The organism is Micromonospora sp. CB01531 (genome assembly GCF_001905095.1).
Classification (GTDB): domain Bacteria; phylum Actinomycetota; class Actinomycetes; order Mycobacteriales; family Micromonosporaceae; genus Micromonospora.
The window spans coordinates 317,857-333,025 of sequence record NZ_LWLS01000061.1 but is presented as its reverse complement, the minus strand read 5'-3'; the positions used below and the strand labels follow the sequence as shown (position 1 = coordinate 333,025).

The 15,169-nt window shown below is 73.8% G+C and carries 15 protein-coding genes; 10 read left to right on the top strand and 5 right to left on the bottom strand.

All coding sequences use genetic code 11. From position 1 onward, the window contains the following. Nucleotides 1-43: 43 nt before the first annotated feature. Nucleotides 44-901 carry an MmpS family transport accessory protein gene (locus tag A6A27_RS46815; protein ID WP_073834881.1) on the bottom strand — a complete coding sequence of 286 codons (858 nt, stop codon included), beginning with the start codon at nucleotides 899-901 and terminating at the stop codon, nucleotides 44-46. A gap of 4 nt (nucleotides 902-905) precedes the next feature. Next, nucleotides 906-1,595: a DUF305 domain-containing protein gene (locus A6A27_RS13260; RefSeq protein WP_241825243.1), complete on the bottom strand. Its 690-nt coding sequence runs from the start codon at nucleotides 1,593-1,595 to the stop codon at nucleotides 906-908. Between the two features lie 299 nt (nucleotides 1,596-1,894). Between A6A27_RS13260 and A6A27_RS13255 the strand changes: the two genes are divergently transcribed. Next, nucleotides 1,895-3,664, top strand: a complete 1,770-nt coding sequence (locus tag A6A27_RS13255) for an LVIVD repeat-containing protein (RefSeq protein WP_083672577.1) — start codon at nucleotides 1,895-1,897, stop codon at nucleotides 3,662-3,664. 242 nt (nucleotides 3,665-3,906) lie between these two features. Further along, a complete protein-coding gene (gene glmS, locus A6A27_RS13250; RefSeq protein ID WP_073834880.1) occupies nucleotides 3,907-5,820 on the top strand; it encodes a glutamine--fructose-6-phosphate transaminase (isomerizing) in 1,914 nt (637 codons plus the stop codon). 64 nt (nucleotides 5,821-5,884) lie between these two features. Here glmS and A6A27_RS45860 read toward each other — a convergent pair whose 3' ends face one another. The 3 genes from A6A27_RS45860 to A6A27_RS13240 are packed head-to-tail and all read right to left on the bottom strand — an operon-like array spanning nucleotide 5,885 to nucleotide 7,928. After that, a complete protein-coding gene (locus tag A6A27_RS45860) occupies nucleotides 5,885-6,169 on the bottom strand; it encodes a hypothetical protein (protein ID WP_241825242.1) in 285 nt (94 codons plus the stop codon). Next, entirely contained in the window at nucleotides 6,124-7,635 is a 1,512-nt protein-coding gene (locus A6A27_RS46810; protein WP_274534549.1) for an alpha/beta hydrolase, read from the bottom strand. The genes A6A27_RS45860 and A6A27_RS46810 overlap by 46 nt, the downstream gene beginning before the upstream one ends. Continuing rightward, nucleotides 7,632-7,928, bottom strand: a complete 297-nt coding sequence (locus tag A6A27_RS13240; RefSeq protein WP_073834879.1) for a type VII secretion target — start codon at nucleotides 7,926-7,928, stop codon at nucleotides 7,632-7,634. The genes A6A27_RS46810 and A6A27_RS13240 overlap by 4 nt, the downstream gene beginning before the upstream one ends. 218 nt (nucleotides 7,929-8,146) lie before the next feature. Here A6A27_RS13240 and A6A27_RS13235 point away from each other — a divergent pair, with 218 nt between their 5' ends. The 8 genes from A6A27_RS13235 to rimI all read left to right on the top strand — a co-directional run bounded on the left by A6A27_RS13235 (nucleotide 8,147) and on the right by rimI (nucleotide 15,169). Then, entirely contained in the window at nucleotides 8,147-8,515 is a 369-nt protein-coding gene (locus A6A27_RS13235; RefSeq protein ID WP_073834878.1) for a holo-ACP synthase, read from the top strand. A 56-nt stretch (nucleotides 8,516-8,571) separates the two neighbouring features. Then, the gene (locus tag A6A27_RS13230) at nucleotides 8,572-10,041 is read left to right on the top strand and encodes an NAD(P)H-hydrate dehydratase (protein ID WP_073834877.1); all 1,470 of its coding nucleotides are present in this window, start codon (nucleotides 8,572-8,574) and stop codon (nucleotides 10,039-10,041) included. 112 nt (nucleotides 10,042-10,153) lie between these two features. Then, nucleotides 10,154-11,272, top strand: coding sequence for an alanine racemase (alr, locus tag A6A27_RS13225; protein WP_073834876.1), 1,119 nt, complete (start codon nucleotides 10,154-10,156; stop codon nucleotides 11,270-11,272). A 55-nt stretch (nucleotides 11,273-11,327) separates the two neighbouring features. Further along, entirely contained in the window at nucleotides 11,328-12,419 is a 1,092-nt protein-coding gene (locus tag A6A27_RS13220) for an alpha/beta fold hydrolase (RefSeq protein ID WP_073834875.1), read from the top strand. A 13-nt stretch (nucleotides 12,420-12,432) separates the two neighbouring features. Further along, nucleotides 12,433-12,915 carry a tRNA (adenosine(37)-N6)-threonylcarbamoyltransferase complex ATPase subunit type 1 TsaE gene (gene tsaE / locus A6A27_RS13215; RefSeq protein WP_073834874.1) on the top strand — a complete coding sequence of 161 codons (483 nt, stop codon included), beginning with the start codon at nucleotides 12,433-12,435 and terminating at the stop codon, nucleotides 12,913-12,915. A 59-nt stretch (nucleotides 12,916-12,974) separates the two neighbouring features. Continuing rightward, on the top strand, nucleotides 12,975-13,676 hold the full coding sequence (gene ung, locus A6A27_RS13210) for a uracil-DNA glycosylase (protein WP_073834873.1): 702 nt from the start codon (nucleotides 12,975-12,977) through the stop codon (nucleotides 13,674-13,676). Nucleotides 13,677-14,042: 366 nt separating this feature from the next. Beyond that, complete coding sequence (tsaB, locus tag A6A27_RS13200) at nucleotides 14,043-14,720, top strand: tRNA (adenosine(37)-N6)-threonylcarbamoyltransferase complex dimerization subunit type 1 TsaB (protein ID WP_073834962.1); 678 nt, start codon at nucleotides 14,043-14,045, stop codon at nucleotides 14,718-14,720. Next, the gene (rimI, locus tag A6A27_RS13195) at nucleotides 14,717-15,169 is read left to right on the top strand and encodes a ribosomal protein S18-alanine N-acetyltransferase (protein ID WP_073834872.1); all 453 of its coding nucleotides are present in this window, start codon (nucleotides 14,717-14,719) and stop codon (nucleotides 15,167-15,169) included. The genes tsaB and rimI overlap by 4 nt, the downstream gene beginning before the upstream one ends.

The window sequence follows — 15,169 nt, the reverse complement described above, 5'->3', positions numbered from 1 at the left end:
GGCCCGCCGCCGAGGCCGCAAGCCCGCCGTTCAGCCGGCGGTGTCACCAACCGAAGCAGGTCGCCCCGTAGACGCCCGAATCCTCCGATACGACCTTCCCGTTCATGCTGATCCGGCAGGTCACCTGGTTGTCGTCCGCCAGGCCGGCCGGGGAGACGATGATCTGTACCCGGTGGCGGTCATTCGAGGCGAACCCCATCCGCCATGGGGACGGCACCCCCTCGTACTGGTAGAAGTCCCCGTTGGCGTCGTAGAACTGCACGTCCACCAGGGCCGCGCCGGTCGCCTCGTACAGGACCGTCAGCTGGCCGGGCCCGCCCGACGGGGTGGTGGCGGGGCTCGGTTGCCCGGCGGTGGCGTCCTCCTCCGGCTCGCCGTAGCCCGGGTCGCCGTAGGGCTCCCCGGACGTCACCGGATCACCGAACGAGCTACCGAGCACGCCCAGGCCGACACAGCCGCAGAAGAGCAGCACCAGGACGGTGGCCACCGCGACGACGATCGCCGCGATCTTGCCGCCGTTCGTCCGGGTCGGCGGCGTCCCGGGGTACGCGTATGGCGGCGGGTAGCCGGCCGGAGGCCAGCCGGGTGCGGCGTACCCGGGCCAGGGGTGAGCTGGCGGCGGGACCGGGGTGACGGGCGGGACGGCCGGTCGCGGCGGGTCGCCCGGCGTCCCGATGCCGCCCGCCGTGCCCGCCACGCCCGTCGGGCCGGGTGTGCCGGTCGAGCCGGGCGACCAGGGGGTTGGCGCCCACGGCGTCGGCGACCACGGCGTCTGCGGCGCCCAGGGCTGGGTGCCGGCGAGCGGATCGGGCGGTGTCCAGGGCGCGGGCGCCGGTGGGGTGGTGGGATCGGTGTGGCCCCCGTCAGCCGACGGCTGGGGGGTCGGCGTTGGCTCGGACATCAGGTCAGCTCGCAGGGGGGCGGGCGCCCAGCGCCTCGCGCATCCGGTTGATCTCAGCGCCCTGCTCCACGATGACGCTGCTGGCCATCTCGTTGAGGACGCCGTCGACTCCGAGCGCCAGCACCTCGCCCGCCATGTCGATCGCGCCCTGATGGTGCTCGACCATCATGGTGACGAACATCCGGTCGAACTCGGCGCCCCGGGCGGCGGTGAGCTGCTCCAATGCCTCCGCTGACTGCATGCCGGCCATGCCGTGCTGGTGGCCGGGGCCGGAGTTCCGGTTCAAACCCCGGTCCGTCAGCCAGGTCTCCAGCGTCTTGATCTCCGGTTCCTGGGCCGCCAGGATCCGGTCCGCGATGATCTTGAGTTGCCGGTTCTCTCCCCGGTCCGCCACCAGCTTGGCCATCACGAGTGCCTGCTCATGGTGCGGAATCATCATCGTCACGAACCGGATGTCGGCGTTGTTGTGCGACCGGCGCGGCACGGGCGGCATTTCATTTGCCGGCAGGGTCTTCGCCGCCTCACCGGGAGCCCCGGGCAGCAGCACGGGTGCGGTTGCCTTCGGCAGGCCGGGCAGGGCGAGCGATTCCGGGGGGCTCGCCTTGGCCGCCGGTTTCGGCTGGTCGTCGGGCCACCAGACGACCGCCGCGGCCCCGGCGGCCACCATGGCGAGCACGGCCAGCTCGACCAGCACAATCGCCCGCGACCGTCCAAAAAGAGATCGGAACCGTACACCTAGCACAACTCGACTCCCGCCGTCCGCCCGAGGATGGCCGGGATCGTAACGCGGCGTTGACCTGCACCGGGAAGATCGCGGGCAGCGGAAAGGTTCGATTGGTCCCACCTGCGGTTATTCGTGCCGCCGCGCCGCCACCACATTCACTGAACCGTGACCACAAGGGAGCGTTTAGTGTGAGCTGGATCACAATCTTGTCTCGAGCGCCAGGTTATCGTCCCGACACCCTGCTCAACCCCATGACGAAGGGTGTCCATATGTTCCAAGCAACCCCACGAGGGAGCCGAAGGCTGGCCGTCAGCCTTGCCGCCACAGGCGCCCTTTTCCTGACCACCGTCGTGGCCGCGGCGCCGGCGAGCGGTGCCACCGAATCCACCGAGAACACCGACGTCTGCGAGTCGTTCCGGGCTGCCGGGGACAACTTCGCCGAGTACTGCATCGGCGAGGAGGCGGCCAACGACGTCGCCGCCACCAACACCATCCCGGGCGTCGACGAGATCGCCAGCACCGCGAACCTCCGGCAGATCGCCAACATCCCGAAGTTCGGCGGGTTCGCCAGCGAGGGGGCGTACGACTCGGACCTGGCGTTCCAGGGCAACTACGTCTTCGCCGGAAACTACGAAGGTTTCAACGTCTTCGACGTCAGCGACCCCAGTGCGCCTCAGGTGGTCAGCCAGGTGGTCTGCTCCGGCTCGCAGGGCGACCCGTCGGTCATCGGCAACCTGCTGTTCCTCGCGGTCGACCAGCCGCGGACCAACGACTCGTGCAGCAGCTCGGTCAGCTCCGCGACCCAGGAAAGCTCCTGGGAGGGCGTCCGGATCTTCGACATCAGCGACAAGGCGAACCCGCGGTACATCAAGTCGGTCCGGACCGACTGCGGTTCGCACACCCAGACGCTGGTGCCGAGCAAGGACGGGAAGAGCGTCTACGTCTACGTCCAGTCGTACGGCCCGTCGGCCAGCGCCTTCTACTGCAAGCAGCCGCACGACAAGATCTCCATCATCAAGGTGCCGCTGGACAACCCGACCAGCGCTGCCGTGGTGGCCACCCCGGTTCTCTTCCCGGGAACCACCGGCGCCAACTCCACCACCGGCTGCCACGACATCACCGCCTACCCGGAGCTGGACCTGGCCGCCGGCGCCTGCATGGGTGACGGCGTCCTGTTCGACATCTCCGACCGGGAGAACCCGGTGATCCTCAGCCAGGTCCGGGACACGAACTTCGCGTTCTGGCACTCGGCCACGTTCAACAACGCCGGCACCAAGGTGCTCTTCACCGACGAGCTCGGCGGCGGCAGCAGCGCGATCTGCACCAGCAGCTACCGGACCAACCAGGGCGCGGACGCGATCTACGACATCGTCGGCTCCGGTGCGGACCGCAAGCTGGTCTTCAAGAGCTACTTCAAGATCCCGCGGTTGAACACCACCCTCGAGAACTGCGTGGCGCACAACGGCTCGCTGATCCCGGCGATGGGCCGCGACATCATGGTCCAGGCGTGGTACCAGGGCGGCATCTCGGTGATCGACTTCACCGACTCGGCCAACCCGGTCGAGATCGCCTACTGGGAGCGGGGCCCGCTCTCGGACACCCGCCGCATCCTCGGTGGGGCCTGGTCCACGTACTACCACAACGGATACATCTACTCGAACGACATCCAGAAGGGTCTCGACGTCCTCAAGCTGGACGACCCGCGGACGAACAACGCTCGGGCGATCTCCTTCGCCGAGCTGAACGTGCAGACCCAGCCCAGCTACCCGGCTTGCACCACCGTCCTGCGCAACCGGCAGAACGGTGGCCTCGACATCACGTCCGGCATCACCTGCCTGGACGGGGTGACCGTCAACGGCGCCACCAAGGTCGCGCCGGGCGCCGGTCTGATCGCCTTCAACTCGACCCTCAACGGCTCGGTCACCGCGACCGGCGCCTCCGTGGTGTCGATCGTGGAGAGCAACGTGAACGGCTCGGTGGACGCCATCGGCGGCACCGTGCGGGACAGCGCGGTCACCGGATCGGTGAAGACGAGCTGACCCACAGGCACGCTCAAGGCACTACAGCTCCGGCCCGGCGGATCCGTCGGGCCGGAGCCCATTTTCCGGCCACTGGCAGTGGTGCCCGAAGCGGGGAGCCGGCGGGTGGGCTCTCCCACGCGCCGCTCGTTGGGTGGGATGTCCGATCCTTGCCCCCTGACCATCAGTTCGCTCAGATTCAGTGATTGTTTACCCGGCTTCCGAGCACGCGTGGTGAGCGAAACTGGGTTAGGCTGCGGACCATGTGTGGAATCGTGGGTTACGCCGGCGCGCGCCCAGCGCTCGGCATCGTGCTGGACGGACTGCGGCGGCTGGAGTACCGCGGCTACGACTCGGCCGGTGTGGCCGTCGTCTGCGACGACGAGCTGCTGATCGAGAAGAAGGCCGGCAAGCTGGCCAACCTGGAGAAGGTCCTCGCCGAGCGCGCAGCCACCGATCCGGAGTCCTGCGCGGCCAGCCCGATCGGCATCGGCGACGGCACGACCAGCATCGGCCACACCCGCTGGGCCACCCACGGCGGGCCGACCGACCGCAACGCCCACCCACACCTGTCCCCCGACGGCCGAGTCGCCGTGATCCATAACGGCATCATCGAGAACTTCGCCCGGCTCCGCGCCGAGCTGGAGGCCGAGGGCGTCGAGTTCGCCAGCGACACCGACACCGAGTGCGCCGCCCACCTGCTCGCCCGGTCGCTAGCCGGCCTGCGCGCGGCGGGCGAGGTCGACAGCCCGCAGCTGCTCGCCTCCGCCATGCGGCTGGTCTGCCAGCGGCTCGAGGGCGCGTTCACCCTGCTCGCCGTCGACGCCGGGATCCCCGGCGCGGTGGTCGGCGCCCGGCGCAACTCGCCCCTGGTCGTCGGCCGTGGTGACGGCGAGAACTACCTGGCCAGCGACGTGGCCGCGTTCATCGAGCACACCCGCGACGCGGTCGAGCTGGGCCAGGACCAGATCGTCCTGATCACCCCGGACGACATCGAGATCACCGACTTCGCCGGCCAGCCCGCCACCGGCAAGGACTTCCACATCGACTGGGACTCCTCCGCCGCCGAGAAGGGCGGCTACGACTGGTTCATGCTCAAGGAGATCGAGGAGCAGCCGCAGGCCATCGCCGACACGCTGCTCGGCCGGCTCACCGAGACCGGTGAGATCGCCCTCGACGAGGTCCGGCTCAGCGAGCAGGACCTGCGCGACGTCGACAAGATCTTCATCGTCGCCTGCGGCACCGCCTACCACTCCGGCCTGGTCGCCAAGTACGCCATCGAGCACTGGACCCGGATCCCCTGCGAGGTGGAGCTGGCCAGCGAGTTCCGCTACCGCGACCCGGTGCTGGACCGCTCCACGCTGATCGTGGTGATCTCGCAATCCGGCGAGACCATGGACACCCTGATGGCCCTGCGCCACGCCAAGGAGCAGAAGGCCCGGGTGCTCGCCATCTGCAACACCAACGGCTCCACCATCCCGCGCGAGTCCGACGCCGTCCTCTACACCCACGGCGGCCCGGAGATCGCGGTCGCGTCGACCAAGGCGTTCCTCACCCAGCTCGTCGCCTGCTACCTGATCGGCCTGCACCTGGCGCAGGTACGCGGGATCAAGTTCGCCGACGAGGTGGGCGCGGTCGTCGAGCAGCTCCAGGAGGTGCCGGGCAAGCTGCGCGAGCTGCTCGACCGGATCGAGCCCGTCCGCGAGCTCGCCCGTGACCTGAAGTCCGAGCCGACGGTGCTCTTTATCGGCCGGCACGTCGGCTACCCGGTGGCGCTGGAGGGTGCGCTGAAGCTGAAGGAACTGGCGTATATGCACGCCGAGGGCTTCGCCGCCGGCGAGCTGAAGCACGGACCGATCGCACTGATCGACAAGGGCACCCCGGTCATCTGCATCGTGCCGTCGCCGATCGGCCGGGGCATGCTGCACGACAAGGTCGTCTCCAACATCCAGGAGGTACGCGCCCGGGGCGCCCGCACCATCGTGATCGCCGAGGAGGGCGACCAGGCAGTCGTCCGCTACGCCGACCACCTGATCTACGTGCCGCGGGTGCCGACGCTGCTGGCGCCGCTGGTGACCACGGTGCCGCTCCAGGTGCTCGCCGCCGAGATCGCCGCCGCGCGCGGGCACGATGTCGACCAGCCGCGCAACCTGGCCAAGTCGGTCACGGTGGAGTAGTCCACCCCGGCCAGGCCCCTCCGCTCCCGGCGGAGGGGCCTCGTCGTCTCCGTACCCGCCGCGTTCATCGGCCCAGCACGATCCGGGCCATCCCGTCCAGTGCCGGGTTGCCGGGCTCCCAGTAGCCGGTGTGGCCGTACCGGCCGCTGGGGAAGCGCCGGCCGCCGAAGCCGGGGTCGCTCGGGTCGCGCCCGAACCACAGCCTGGGGTCGTGCCGGTCGAGCACCGCCGCCACCGGGCCGAGGGGCGCCCCCGCCAGCACCGCCCGGCGGGCCAGCTCGTCCGGCGGCCGGGCCAGCCGGATCACGTCGTCCGGCGCGGTGCTGGCCCAGACCTGCCCGGGCGGCATCCGCAGCTCGCTCGCGTGGTCGACCCGGCACCGGGGGAGCCGACGAAGACCAGGGCGTCGGCGCTCAGCCCGTGGTCGCCGGCGGCGGTGCCGACCACCAGCGAGCCGTAGCTGTGGCCGAGCACGGTCTGACGGGCCGGCGGGCCGTCGTGCGAGGCGCGCAGCCCTTCCTGGAACCGGTGCAGCGCCGGCCCGGCGTCCTCGGCCTGCCTGGCCCGGGCCGCCTCGGGCAGGTGGTCCGGCGCGTCGTAGTCCAGCCAGAGCACGGCCGCCGTCTCCTCGCCCGGGCCGAGCGCCGTGCACCGGTCCAGCACCCGGGCGGCCCGGCCCAGCTCGCCGGGGGCGTCGGCGAGGTCCGCGGTCATCCCGGGGACGTACGTCAGCACGGCCGCCGCCCGGTCCGGGTTGCCCAGCGCCACCACCGCACGCCCGTCCCCGGCCGGATCGAGCCCGAGCAGGTACGCCCGGGGCGCCTTCGCCTCGTCCAGCCGCTCGGTGAGCCCGTCGAGGCCGCGCAGGGCCGCCTCCAGCCGGGCGAGCCGGGCCAGCCGGGCCAGCTCGGGTGGCCCCGGCGGCAGCGGACGCAGCAGCCCCACGCGGGCAGCGGCCAGCCCCGCCCGCCGTTCGCCGAGCAGCAGCCGGTTGGCCTGGTCCCAGGCTGCCACCGGCACCCCGTCGAGGTGACCGATGCGGGCCGGCTCGTGGCCGACCAGCCAGCGGCGCTCGGCCGGGGTGAGCCCCGCCCACCAGCGGCTCACCTCAGCCGGCCCGGCGCCGGGGGCCGGTCGCCGGTCGGGCGGGACGCTCACCCAGCCGGTGACCGCCGCCGTGCTGAGCTCGCCCAGCCGGGCGGCGGCCTCCCGGTCCGCGCCGCCGGCCAGCGCCAGTGCGGCCCGCAGCTCGGCCGCCACCTGGGCGACCCCCGGCCCGCCCGGGGCGGCGCGGCGCGGGTGGGCCGGATCGGGCCGGACCGCACCCACCCGGTCCACCAGCAGGCCGCCCTCGTCGGCGTGCGCCACGGCGGCGGCGAGCCGGGCCTTCGCCGTGGCGAGCCGGGCGGCGAACTCGGCGAGCACCTGGTCGACCTCGACCAGTGCGGGCAGCACGTCGGTCAGTGCGCCGCGCAGCGCCCCGATCCGTCCCTGCGCCGCGCCGGCGGCCCCGCCGGACCAGCCGGGCCGCAGGGCGGCCACTCGGGCATCCAGCCCGTCCGACCGCTGCCGGACCGGGCCGACCAGCCCCCGCCAGGCCGCCCCGGCCCGGGTCCAGGCACCCGGGTCGGCCGCCCAGAGCTGGGCGTATCCGACCGGAAGGGAGGTGTCACCGGCCGGTGCCCGCGCGCCGGATGCGGACCCCGGTCGCGCGGCCTCCCGGCGCAGGGTCGGCGCGCCGCCCGGCGTGGCCGTGCCGGCCGGACCGGGTCGGGCGGGCGGGCGTGCCGCCGAGGCGCCGGCAGGGCCTGTCACCGGGGGATCCCGGCCAGCCGTCGGGCGGCCCGCTCGTCGGTTGCCTGGTAGCCGTCGGCGGCGCTGCGGACCGCGTCGGCGGTGCTCGCCACCCGGGCGGCGAGCGCCCCGCACCAGCTGTGCACCGCCGCCTCCAGCTCGGCCAGCTCCGCCCCGGCCCGCCAGCCGTCGGCCGGCACCACCAGCCCGGGCGTGCCGGCCAGCCCGTGCGCCAGCCGGTACGCGTCGTCGCCCAACTGCCGGGCGATCCCGCGCAGCAGCTCCGGCTCGACGGTGAACGGCTCCTCGGCCATCGGCGGACTCCCCAGACGGGCCGCCGGCGGGGCTCACCGGCGGCGGAACCAACGGTCGCCTGCAGGACCAGGCAACCGGGACGCTAGGCGGCGTCCGCGCACCTCCACCGGCCCTGTGGACAGCCGGCGGCGGCCGTACCCCCGGGTTGTCCACAGGCGTTGTCCACCGCGCAGCCGGCGGCTAATGTGCGGCCGCGACCGCCGGTAGGGTGAGGTCCGTGATCGTGGCTGTCGGCATCGACGTCGTGCTGGTGGACCGGTTCGCCCGGGCCCTGGCACGCACCCCGCTGCTCGCCGACCGGCTGTTCACCGAGGCCGAGCGGTTCACCCGCTCCGGCAACCCGCGCTCGCCCGAGTCGATGGCCGCCCGGTTCGCGGCCAAGGAGGCGGTGGCCAAGGCGCTCGGCGCGCCGGGCGGGCTGCGCTGGCACGACTGCGAGATCGTGCCGGATCCGGACGGCCGGCCCTGGCTGACCGTCTCCGGCACGGTGGCCGCCGCCTCGGCCGACCGCGGGATCAACCGCTGGCATCTGTCGTTGTCGCACGACGGCGGGATCGCGTCGGCCATGGTGGTCGCGGAGCGGTGAGGCGACCGGCGGGCCGGCCGGCCCGCCTGGCGAAACAACGGACGGGACGGGGTGGCATGAGACCGGTGTGGCGGGTCGCGGACGTACGCGCGGCGGAGGCCGGCCTGCTGGCCACCCTCCCGCCCGGGACGCTGATGCAGCGGGCCGCCGCCGGGCTGGCCCGCCGCTGCGCCCTCCTGCTCTCCGATCGGGGCGGCGTCTACGGTGCCCAGGTGCTGCTGCTGGTCGGCTCCGGCGACAACGGCGGCGACGCCCTGTACGGGGGCGCGCACCTGGCCCGCCGGGGCGCCGCGGTCTCGGCCCTGCTGCTCAGTCCCGGCCGGGCGCACGCCGAGGGGCTGGCCGCGCTGCGGGCCGCCGGCGGGCGGCTGGTGGACCGGCCGCCGGCCGTGGTGGACCTGGTGCTGGACGGCATCGTCGGGATCGGCGGCACCGGCGGGCTGCGGGAGACCGCCGAGCAGCTCGCGGCGAGCCTGGCGGGGCGCTCCGGGCGGGACGGTGCCCGGGCCACCGTGGTGGCGGTGGACGTGCCGAGCGGCGTCGCGGTGGACACCGGCCACGTGCCGCTCACCGCCTCCGGCCGCCCGTGCGCGGTGCGCGCCGACGTGACGGTCGCCTTCGGGGCGTTGAAGCCGGCCCTGGTGGTCGGCCCGGCCGCCGCGCTCGCCGGGCACGTGGACCTGGTCGACATCGGGCTGGGGCCGTGGCTGCGTGGGACCCCCGCGCTGCGGGTCACCGAGTGGTCGGACGTGGTCGACTGGTGGCCCCGGCTCGGCCCGTCCTCGGAGAAGTACAGCCGGGGCGTGGTCGGCGTGGCGACCGGCTCGGCCACGTACCCCGGGGCGGCGGCGCTCTCGGTGGGCGGCGCGCTGGCCGGTCCGACCGGCATGGTCCGGTACGCGGGCGGGGCCCGCGCGGAGGTGCTGCACCAGCACCCTTCGGTGATCGCCACCGGCCGGGTCGCCGATGCCGGCCGGGTGCAGGCCTGGGTCTGCGGCTCCGGGTTGGGCACCGGCGAGGAGGCCGTCACGGAGCTGCGGGCCGTGCTCAGCGCGCCGGTTCCGGCGGTGCTCGACGCCGACGCGCTCACCCTGCTGGTCGACGGCGCGATGGCGGACCTGCTGCGCACGCGGGACGCGCCGATCGTGGTGACTCCGCACGACCGCGAGTACGCCCGGCTCTGCGGGGAGACCCCGGGCGCGGACCGGGTGGCGGCCGCGCTGCGGCTGGCCGCCTGGATGAACGCCGTGGTGCTGCTCAAGGGCGACCGGACGATCATCGGCACCCCGGCCGGCCGGGCGTACGTCAACCCGACCGGCACCCCGGTGCTGGCCACCGGGGGCACCGGCGACGTGCTGGCCGGGCTGCTCGGCGCGCTGCTCGCGGCCGGGCTGCCCGCCGAGCGGGCGGCCGCCGCGGCGGCGTACCTGCACGGGCTGGCTGGCCGGGAGGCGGCCCGGGGCGGTCCGGTGACCGCACCCGACGTGGCCACCGCGCTCCGTCCGGTGATCGCCCGCCTGGGCTGACCGCGGCGGTCCACCGGCGTGGCCGGCGGACGGGTGTGCCCGGCGGGGGTGCCAGCGAGCGGACCACGCGGCTCCGGGCCAGGGTGATCACCGGCGGAAGTAGGCTGGGGGCATGTGGCAGTCGGAGGTGCGCGTCGACCTGGACGCGATCCGGGAGAACGTGGCCCACCTGAGGGCGGGCACCAGCGCCGAGCTGATGGCGGTGGTGAAGGCCGACGGGTACGGCCACGGCATGGTGCCGGCCGCCCGCGCGGCGCTCGACGCCGGCGCGGACTGGCTCGGGGTCTGCACCCTCGACGAGGCGCTCAACCTGCGCCAGGCGGGGATCACCGCACCCGTGCTGGCCTGGCTGCTCGCCCCCGGGCTGCCGTTGCACGACGGCGTCGCGGTCGGCGTCGACCTGGGCTGCGCCAGCCTCGCCCAGCTCGACGAGATGATCGAGGCGAGCCGCCGGGCGGAGCGCCCGGCCCAGGTGCACCTGAAGATCGACACCGGCCTGGCGCGCGGCGGGGCGACCGTCGCCGACTGGCCCGCCCTGCTGGAGGCCGCCGCGAAGGCCGAGGCCGACGGCCTGGTCGAGGTGGTCGGGGTGTGGAGCCACTTCGCGTACGCCGACTCGCCCGGCCACCCCACCATCGACCGGCAGCTCGCCGTCTTCCACGAGGGGCTGGCCATGGTCGAGGAGGCGGGGCTGCGTCCCCGTTACCGGCACCTGGCCAACTCGGCCGCCACCCTGACCCGCCAGGACACCCACTTCGACCTGGTCCGCCCCGGTCTGGCGGTCTACGGCCTCTCGCCGGTGGCCGGCGAGCAGTTCGGCCTGCGCCCGGCGATGACCGCCCGGGCCCGGGTGATGCTTACCAAGCGGGTCCCGGCCGGCACCGGCGTGTCGTACGGCCACACCTACCTCACCGAGCGGGAGGCCAACCTGGCCGTCATCCCGCTCGGGTACGCCGACGGGGTGCCCCGGCACGCCTCGAACACCGGTCCGGTGCAGCTCGGCGGCAAGCGGCGGACCATCTCCGGCCGGGTCTGCATGGACCAGTTCGTGCTGGACTGCGGCGACGACGAGGTGGCGGCCGGCGATGTGGCGACCCTCTTCGGCAGCGGCGCGGCCGGCGAGCCCACCGCCGACAACTGGGCCGAGGCGGTCGGCACCATCAACTACGAGATCGTGACCCGGTTCGGCGGGGTCCGGGTGCCCCGCGTCTACGACGGCGAACGACCGTGAGCGCGAGGAGTGAGCCGGGTTTGCGAGCCCCGCAGTCGCGAGCCGAGGTAACCCCGTGAGCGGACGCCTCCGCGTCCCGCGGCCGCGGACCGCCGCCGGGCGGGTCGCCGGAGTGGTCGGCGCCGCCGTCGGTGTCGCCGCCGCGGGGCTCGCCGCGGGCGTGGTGAGCGAGCGGGTCCTGGTCCGCCGCCTCAAGGCCGATTCCACCGACCGGTACGCCCAGGAGGACTTCGGCCAGCAGCGGTACGACGAGTCGTTCCTGCTGGAGATGCCGGACGGCACCGACATCCAGGTGGAGGTGGTCGAGCCGACCCGGCCGGTCGCCGGGCACCCGACCGTCGTGCTGGTGCACGGCTTCTGCCTGGACATGGGGACCTTCCACTTCCAGCGCCAGTTGCTCGCCGCCCGGGGCGACTACCGGGTCGTCGCGTACGACCAGCCCGGGCACGGCCGCTCCGGGAAGCTGGAGACCGGCGAGTACGACCTGGCCAGGTTGGGCCGGACCCTGCGTCGAGTGCTCGACGAGGTGGCCCCGGAGGGGCCGCTGGTGCTGATCGGGCACTCGATGGGCGGCATGACGATCATGGCGCTGGCCGAGCTCTACCCGGAGCTGTTCGGCGAACGGGTCGTCGGCACGGTGCTGATGGCCACCTCGGGCGGCCTGCTCGCCGAGACCAAGCTGGTGGCGCCCGCGCTGCTCGGCCGGGTCGGTGCCCCGATGCTCTACATGATGAGCAACGCCACCCGGTACGGCGGCACGATGATCGACAAGGCCCGGAAGTCGACGTCCAACGTCGCCTGGCTGCTGACCCGCCGGTACGGCTTCGGCACCGCGAAGCCCAGCCCGGCCCTGGTGTCGTACGTCGAGAAGATGAACTCGCGTACCTCGGCCGACACGGTCACCCGCTACCTGCGCACGCTGGCCACCCACTCGCGCTTCCCGGCGCTGGCCGCGCTGGCCGGCACGCCGGTGCTGGTGATTGTGGGGGACAAGGACATGATCACCCCGGTGACCCACTCCGAGGAGATCGTCCGGCGGCTGCCGCACGCCAAGTTCGTGAAGATCCACGACAGTGGGCACGTGGTGATGCTGGAGCACGCCGACGAAGTGAATGCGGCACTGGAACAGTTCCTTGCAGAACTCTGATCCTGGAGGCGCGGTGACCGTCGTGGTGGAGCTGAAGACGGTCGACGACACCCACGAGTTCGGCCGCCGGCTGGCCGCCGTGCTGCGCGCCGGTGACCTGCTGCTGCTCAGCGGCCCGTTGGGCGCCGGCAAGACCGCGTTGACCCAGGGCATCGGCGCCGGCCTCGGCGTACGCGGCGAAATCACCTCGCCGACCTTCGTGATCGCCCGGGTGCACCGGCCGGACCCGGCCCGCGGCGGGCGGGTGACCCTGGTGCACGCCGACGCGTACCGGCTGGGGGAGTCCGCCGACCCGCGGGCCGAGATCGACGACCTGGACCTGGACGCCTCGGTGGACGAGGCGGTCACCGTGGTCGAGTGGGGCGAGGGGATGGTCGAGCAGCTGGCCGACGCGCACCTGCGGGTCCGGATCGACCGGCGGGAGGACGACACCCGGGTGGTGACGTGCGAGCCGGTCGGCGGCGACTGGGCGCGGCGTCTCGCCACCCTCGACTGAGGACTGTCACACCCGGCTCCTACAGTGCCCGGGACCGATCAATCCGGCGAAAGGTTGCCATGCCCCAGGACGCCCCCACCCTCGACCTGCTGGCGCTCCTCCCCGACGCGTGGCGGGCAGCGCTCACCCCGCACCTCGATCCGGCCCGCACCACCGCGCTGGCCGAGTTCGTCGCCGGGGAATACGCGACCCGGACCGTCTTCCCCCCGGTCGAGGACCTGTTCTCCGCCTACCGGCTGTGCGGGCCGGCGGAGTGCCGGGTGCTGATCCTCGGGCAGGACCCCTACCACAAGGCGGGGCAGGCGCACGGGCTCAGCTTCAGCGTGCGCGAGGGGGTGGCGGTGCCGCCGTCGCTGCGCAACGTCTTCAAGGAACTCGGCGAGGACCTGGGCGTGCCGAAGCCGAGCAGCGGCAACCTGACCGGCTGGGCGGCGCAGGGCGTGCTGCTGCTCAACTCGGTGCTCACCGTCCGGCAGGCCACCCCCGGTTCGCACGCCAACCAGGGCTGGGAGGAGTTCACCGACGCCACCATCCGGGCCCTGGACGCCCTCGACCAGCGGGTGGTGTTCCTGCTGTGGGGCGGCTACGCCCGCAAGAAGGCGGCCCTGGTCACCAACCCACGGCACGTGGTGCTGGAGGCCGGCCACCCGAGCCCGATGAACCCGCGCGGCTTCCTGGGCAGCCGGCCGTTCAGCGCGGCGAACAAGGCCCTCGCCGACACCGGCCTACCCACCATCGACTGGGAACGCTCCGCCGACTGAGCCGCCGCGCGCCCGGCTCGTGCCTCGCGTATCGCCCCCGGCCCGCGTCTCATCCTCGGCCCAGCTGAGGGCGAGCCGCTGCCGGAGGCGGCGCAGCAGGTCGGCGCGCGCGGATCGGTCGCCTCTACCCGGGCCAGCGGTTCGACCTGGTAGCTCCGGCCGCCGTGTCGCACCTCGACGGGCTCCGGCAGCTCGTCGCACATCCGAGCCCGCAGCTCGCCGTACCGGGTCTGCCAGCGGTGCTCGCCCGGCTCCTCGGGCAGGTCGGCCAGCGCGGCATCCGGTCCAGCCCCAGCTCATCGATCCGCTCGCCCACCGACCGTGCCGTGACCGGCCGTGACCGCAGTGCGGCTAGGCTGGCATACCGTGCTCGTACTCGTGGTGGACTCCTCGACGCCCGCGGTGACCGCGGCCCTGGTCGAGGTCTCGGCGGACGCGGTCGCGGCCCGCGCGCAGCGGTGCACGGTCGACGCCCGGGCGCACGGGGAGCTGCTCGCCCCGCAGGTCGACGCGGTGCTGGCCGACACCGGCGCTCGCGCTGCCGACCTGGCCGCGATCGTCGCCGGGCTTGGCCCCGGGCCGTTCACCGGGCTGCGGGTGGGCCTGGTCACCGCCGCCACCATGGGCCAGGTGCTCGGCATCCCCACGTACGGGGTCTGTTCGCTGGACGGGATCGGCCACCCGGCGGCCGCCGGCGAGCCGGTCCTGGCGGCCAGCGACGCGCGGCGCCGTGAGGTCTACTGGGCCGTCTACGACGGCGCCGGTCAGCGGATCGCCGGGCCGAACGTGGACGTCCCGGCGGTCGCCGCGGAGCGTGCCCGGGGCCTGGCCGTCACCATCGCGGTCGGCGACGGTGCCCACCGGTACGCGGACGTCCTCGGCCTGCCGGTGCGCGGCGAGCCGCGCTATCCGGACGCGACGGCGCTGGCCCGGCTCGCCGCCGAGCGGATCCGCGCGGGCGCCCCGAGCGAGCCGCTCACCCCGCTCTACCTGCGCCGCCCGGACGCCGTCGCGGCGACCGGCCACAAGCCGGTCCTGCCGTGACCGGGGTACGGCTCGGCCGGTTCCGCTGGTGGCACATCGACCAGGTGCTACCGCTCGAGGCGGACCTGTTCGGCGCCGAGCAGTGGTCCCCGGCGATGTTCTGGAACGAGTTGGCCAACGGGCACTTCTACCTGGTGGCCACCGACGCCGACGGTTCCGTGCTCGGCTACGCCGGGCTGCTGGTGGCGCCGCCCGACGAGGCGTGGGTGCAGAACATCGCGGTCCGCCGCGACGCGCAGCGCCGGGGGATCGGCCGGGCGCTGCTGGAGGCGCTGCTCGCCGAGGCGGCCCGGCGCGGTGTCCGCAGCACGCTGCTGGAGGTCGCCGCGGACAACGCCCCCGCGCAGCGCCTCTACGCGACATACGGCTTCGAGCCGATCGGCGTGCGCCGCGGCTACTACCAACCGAGCAACACCGACGCGCTGGTCATGCAGCGCAACGAGGACTGA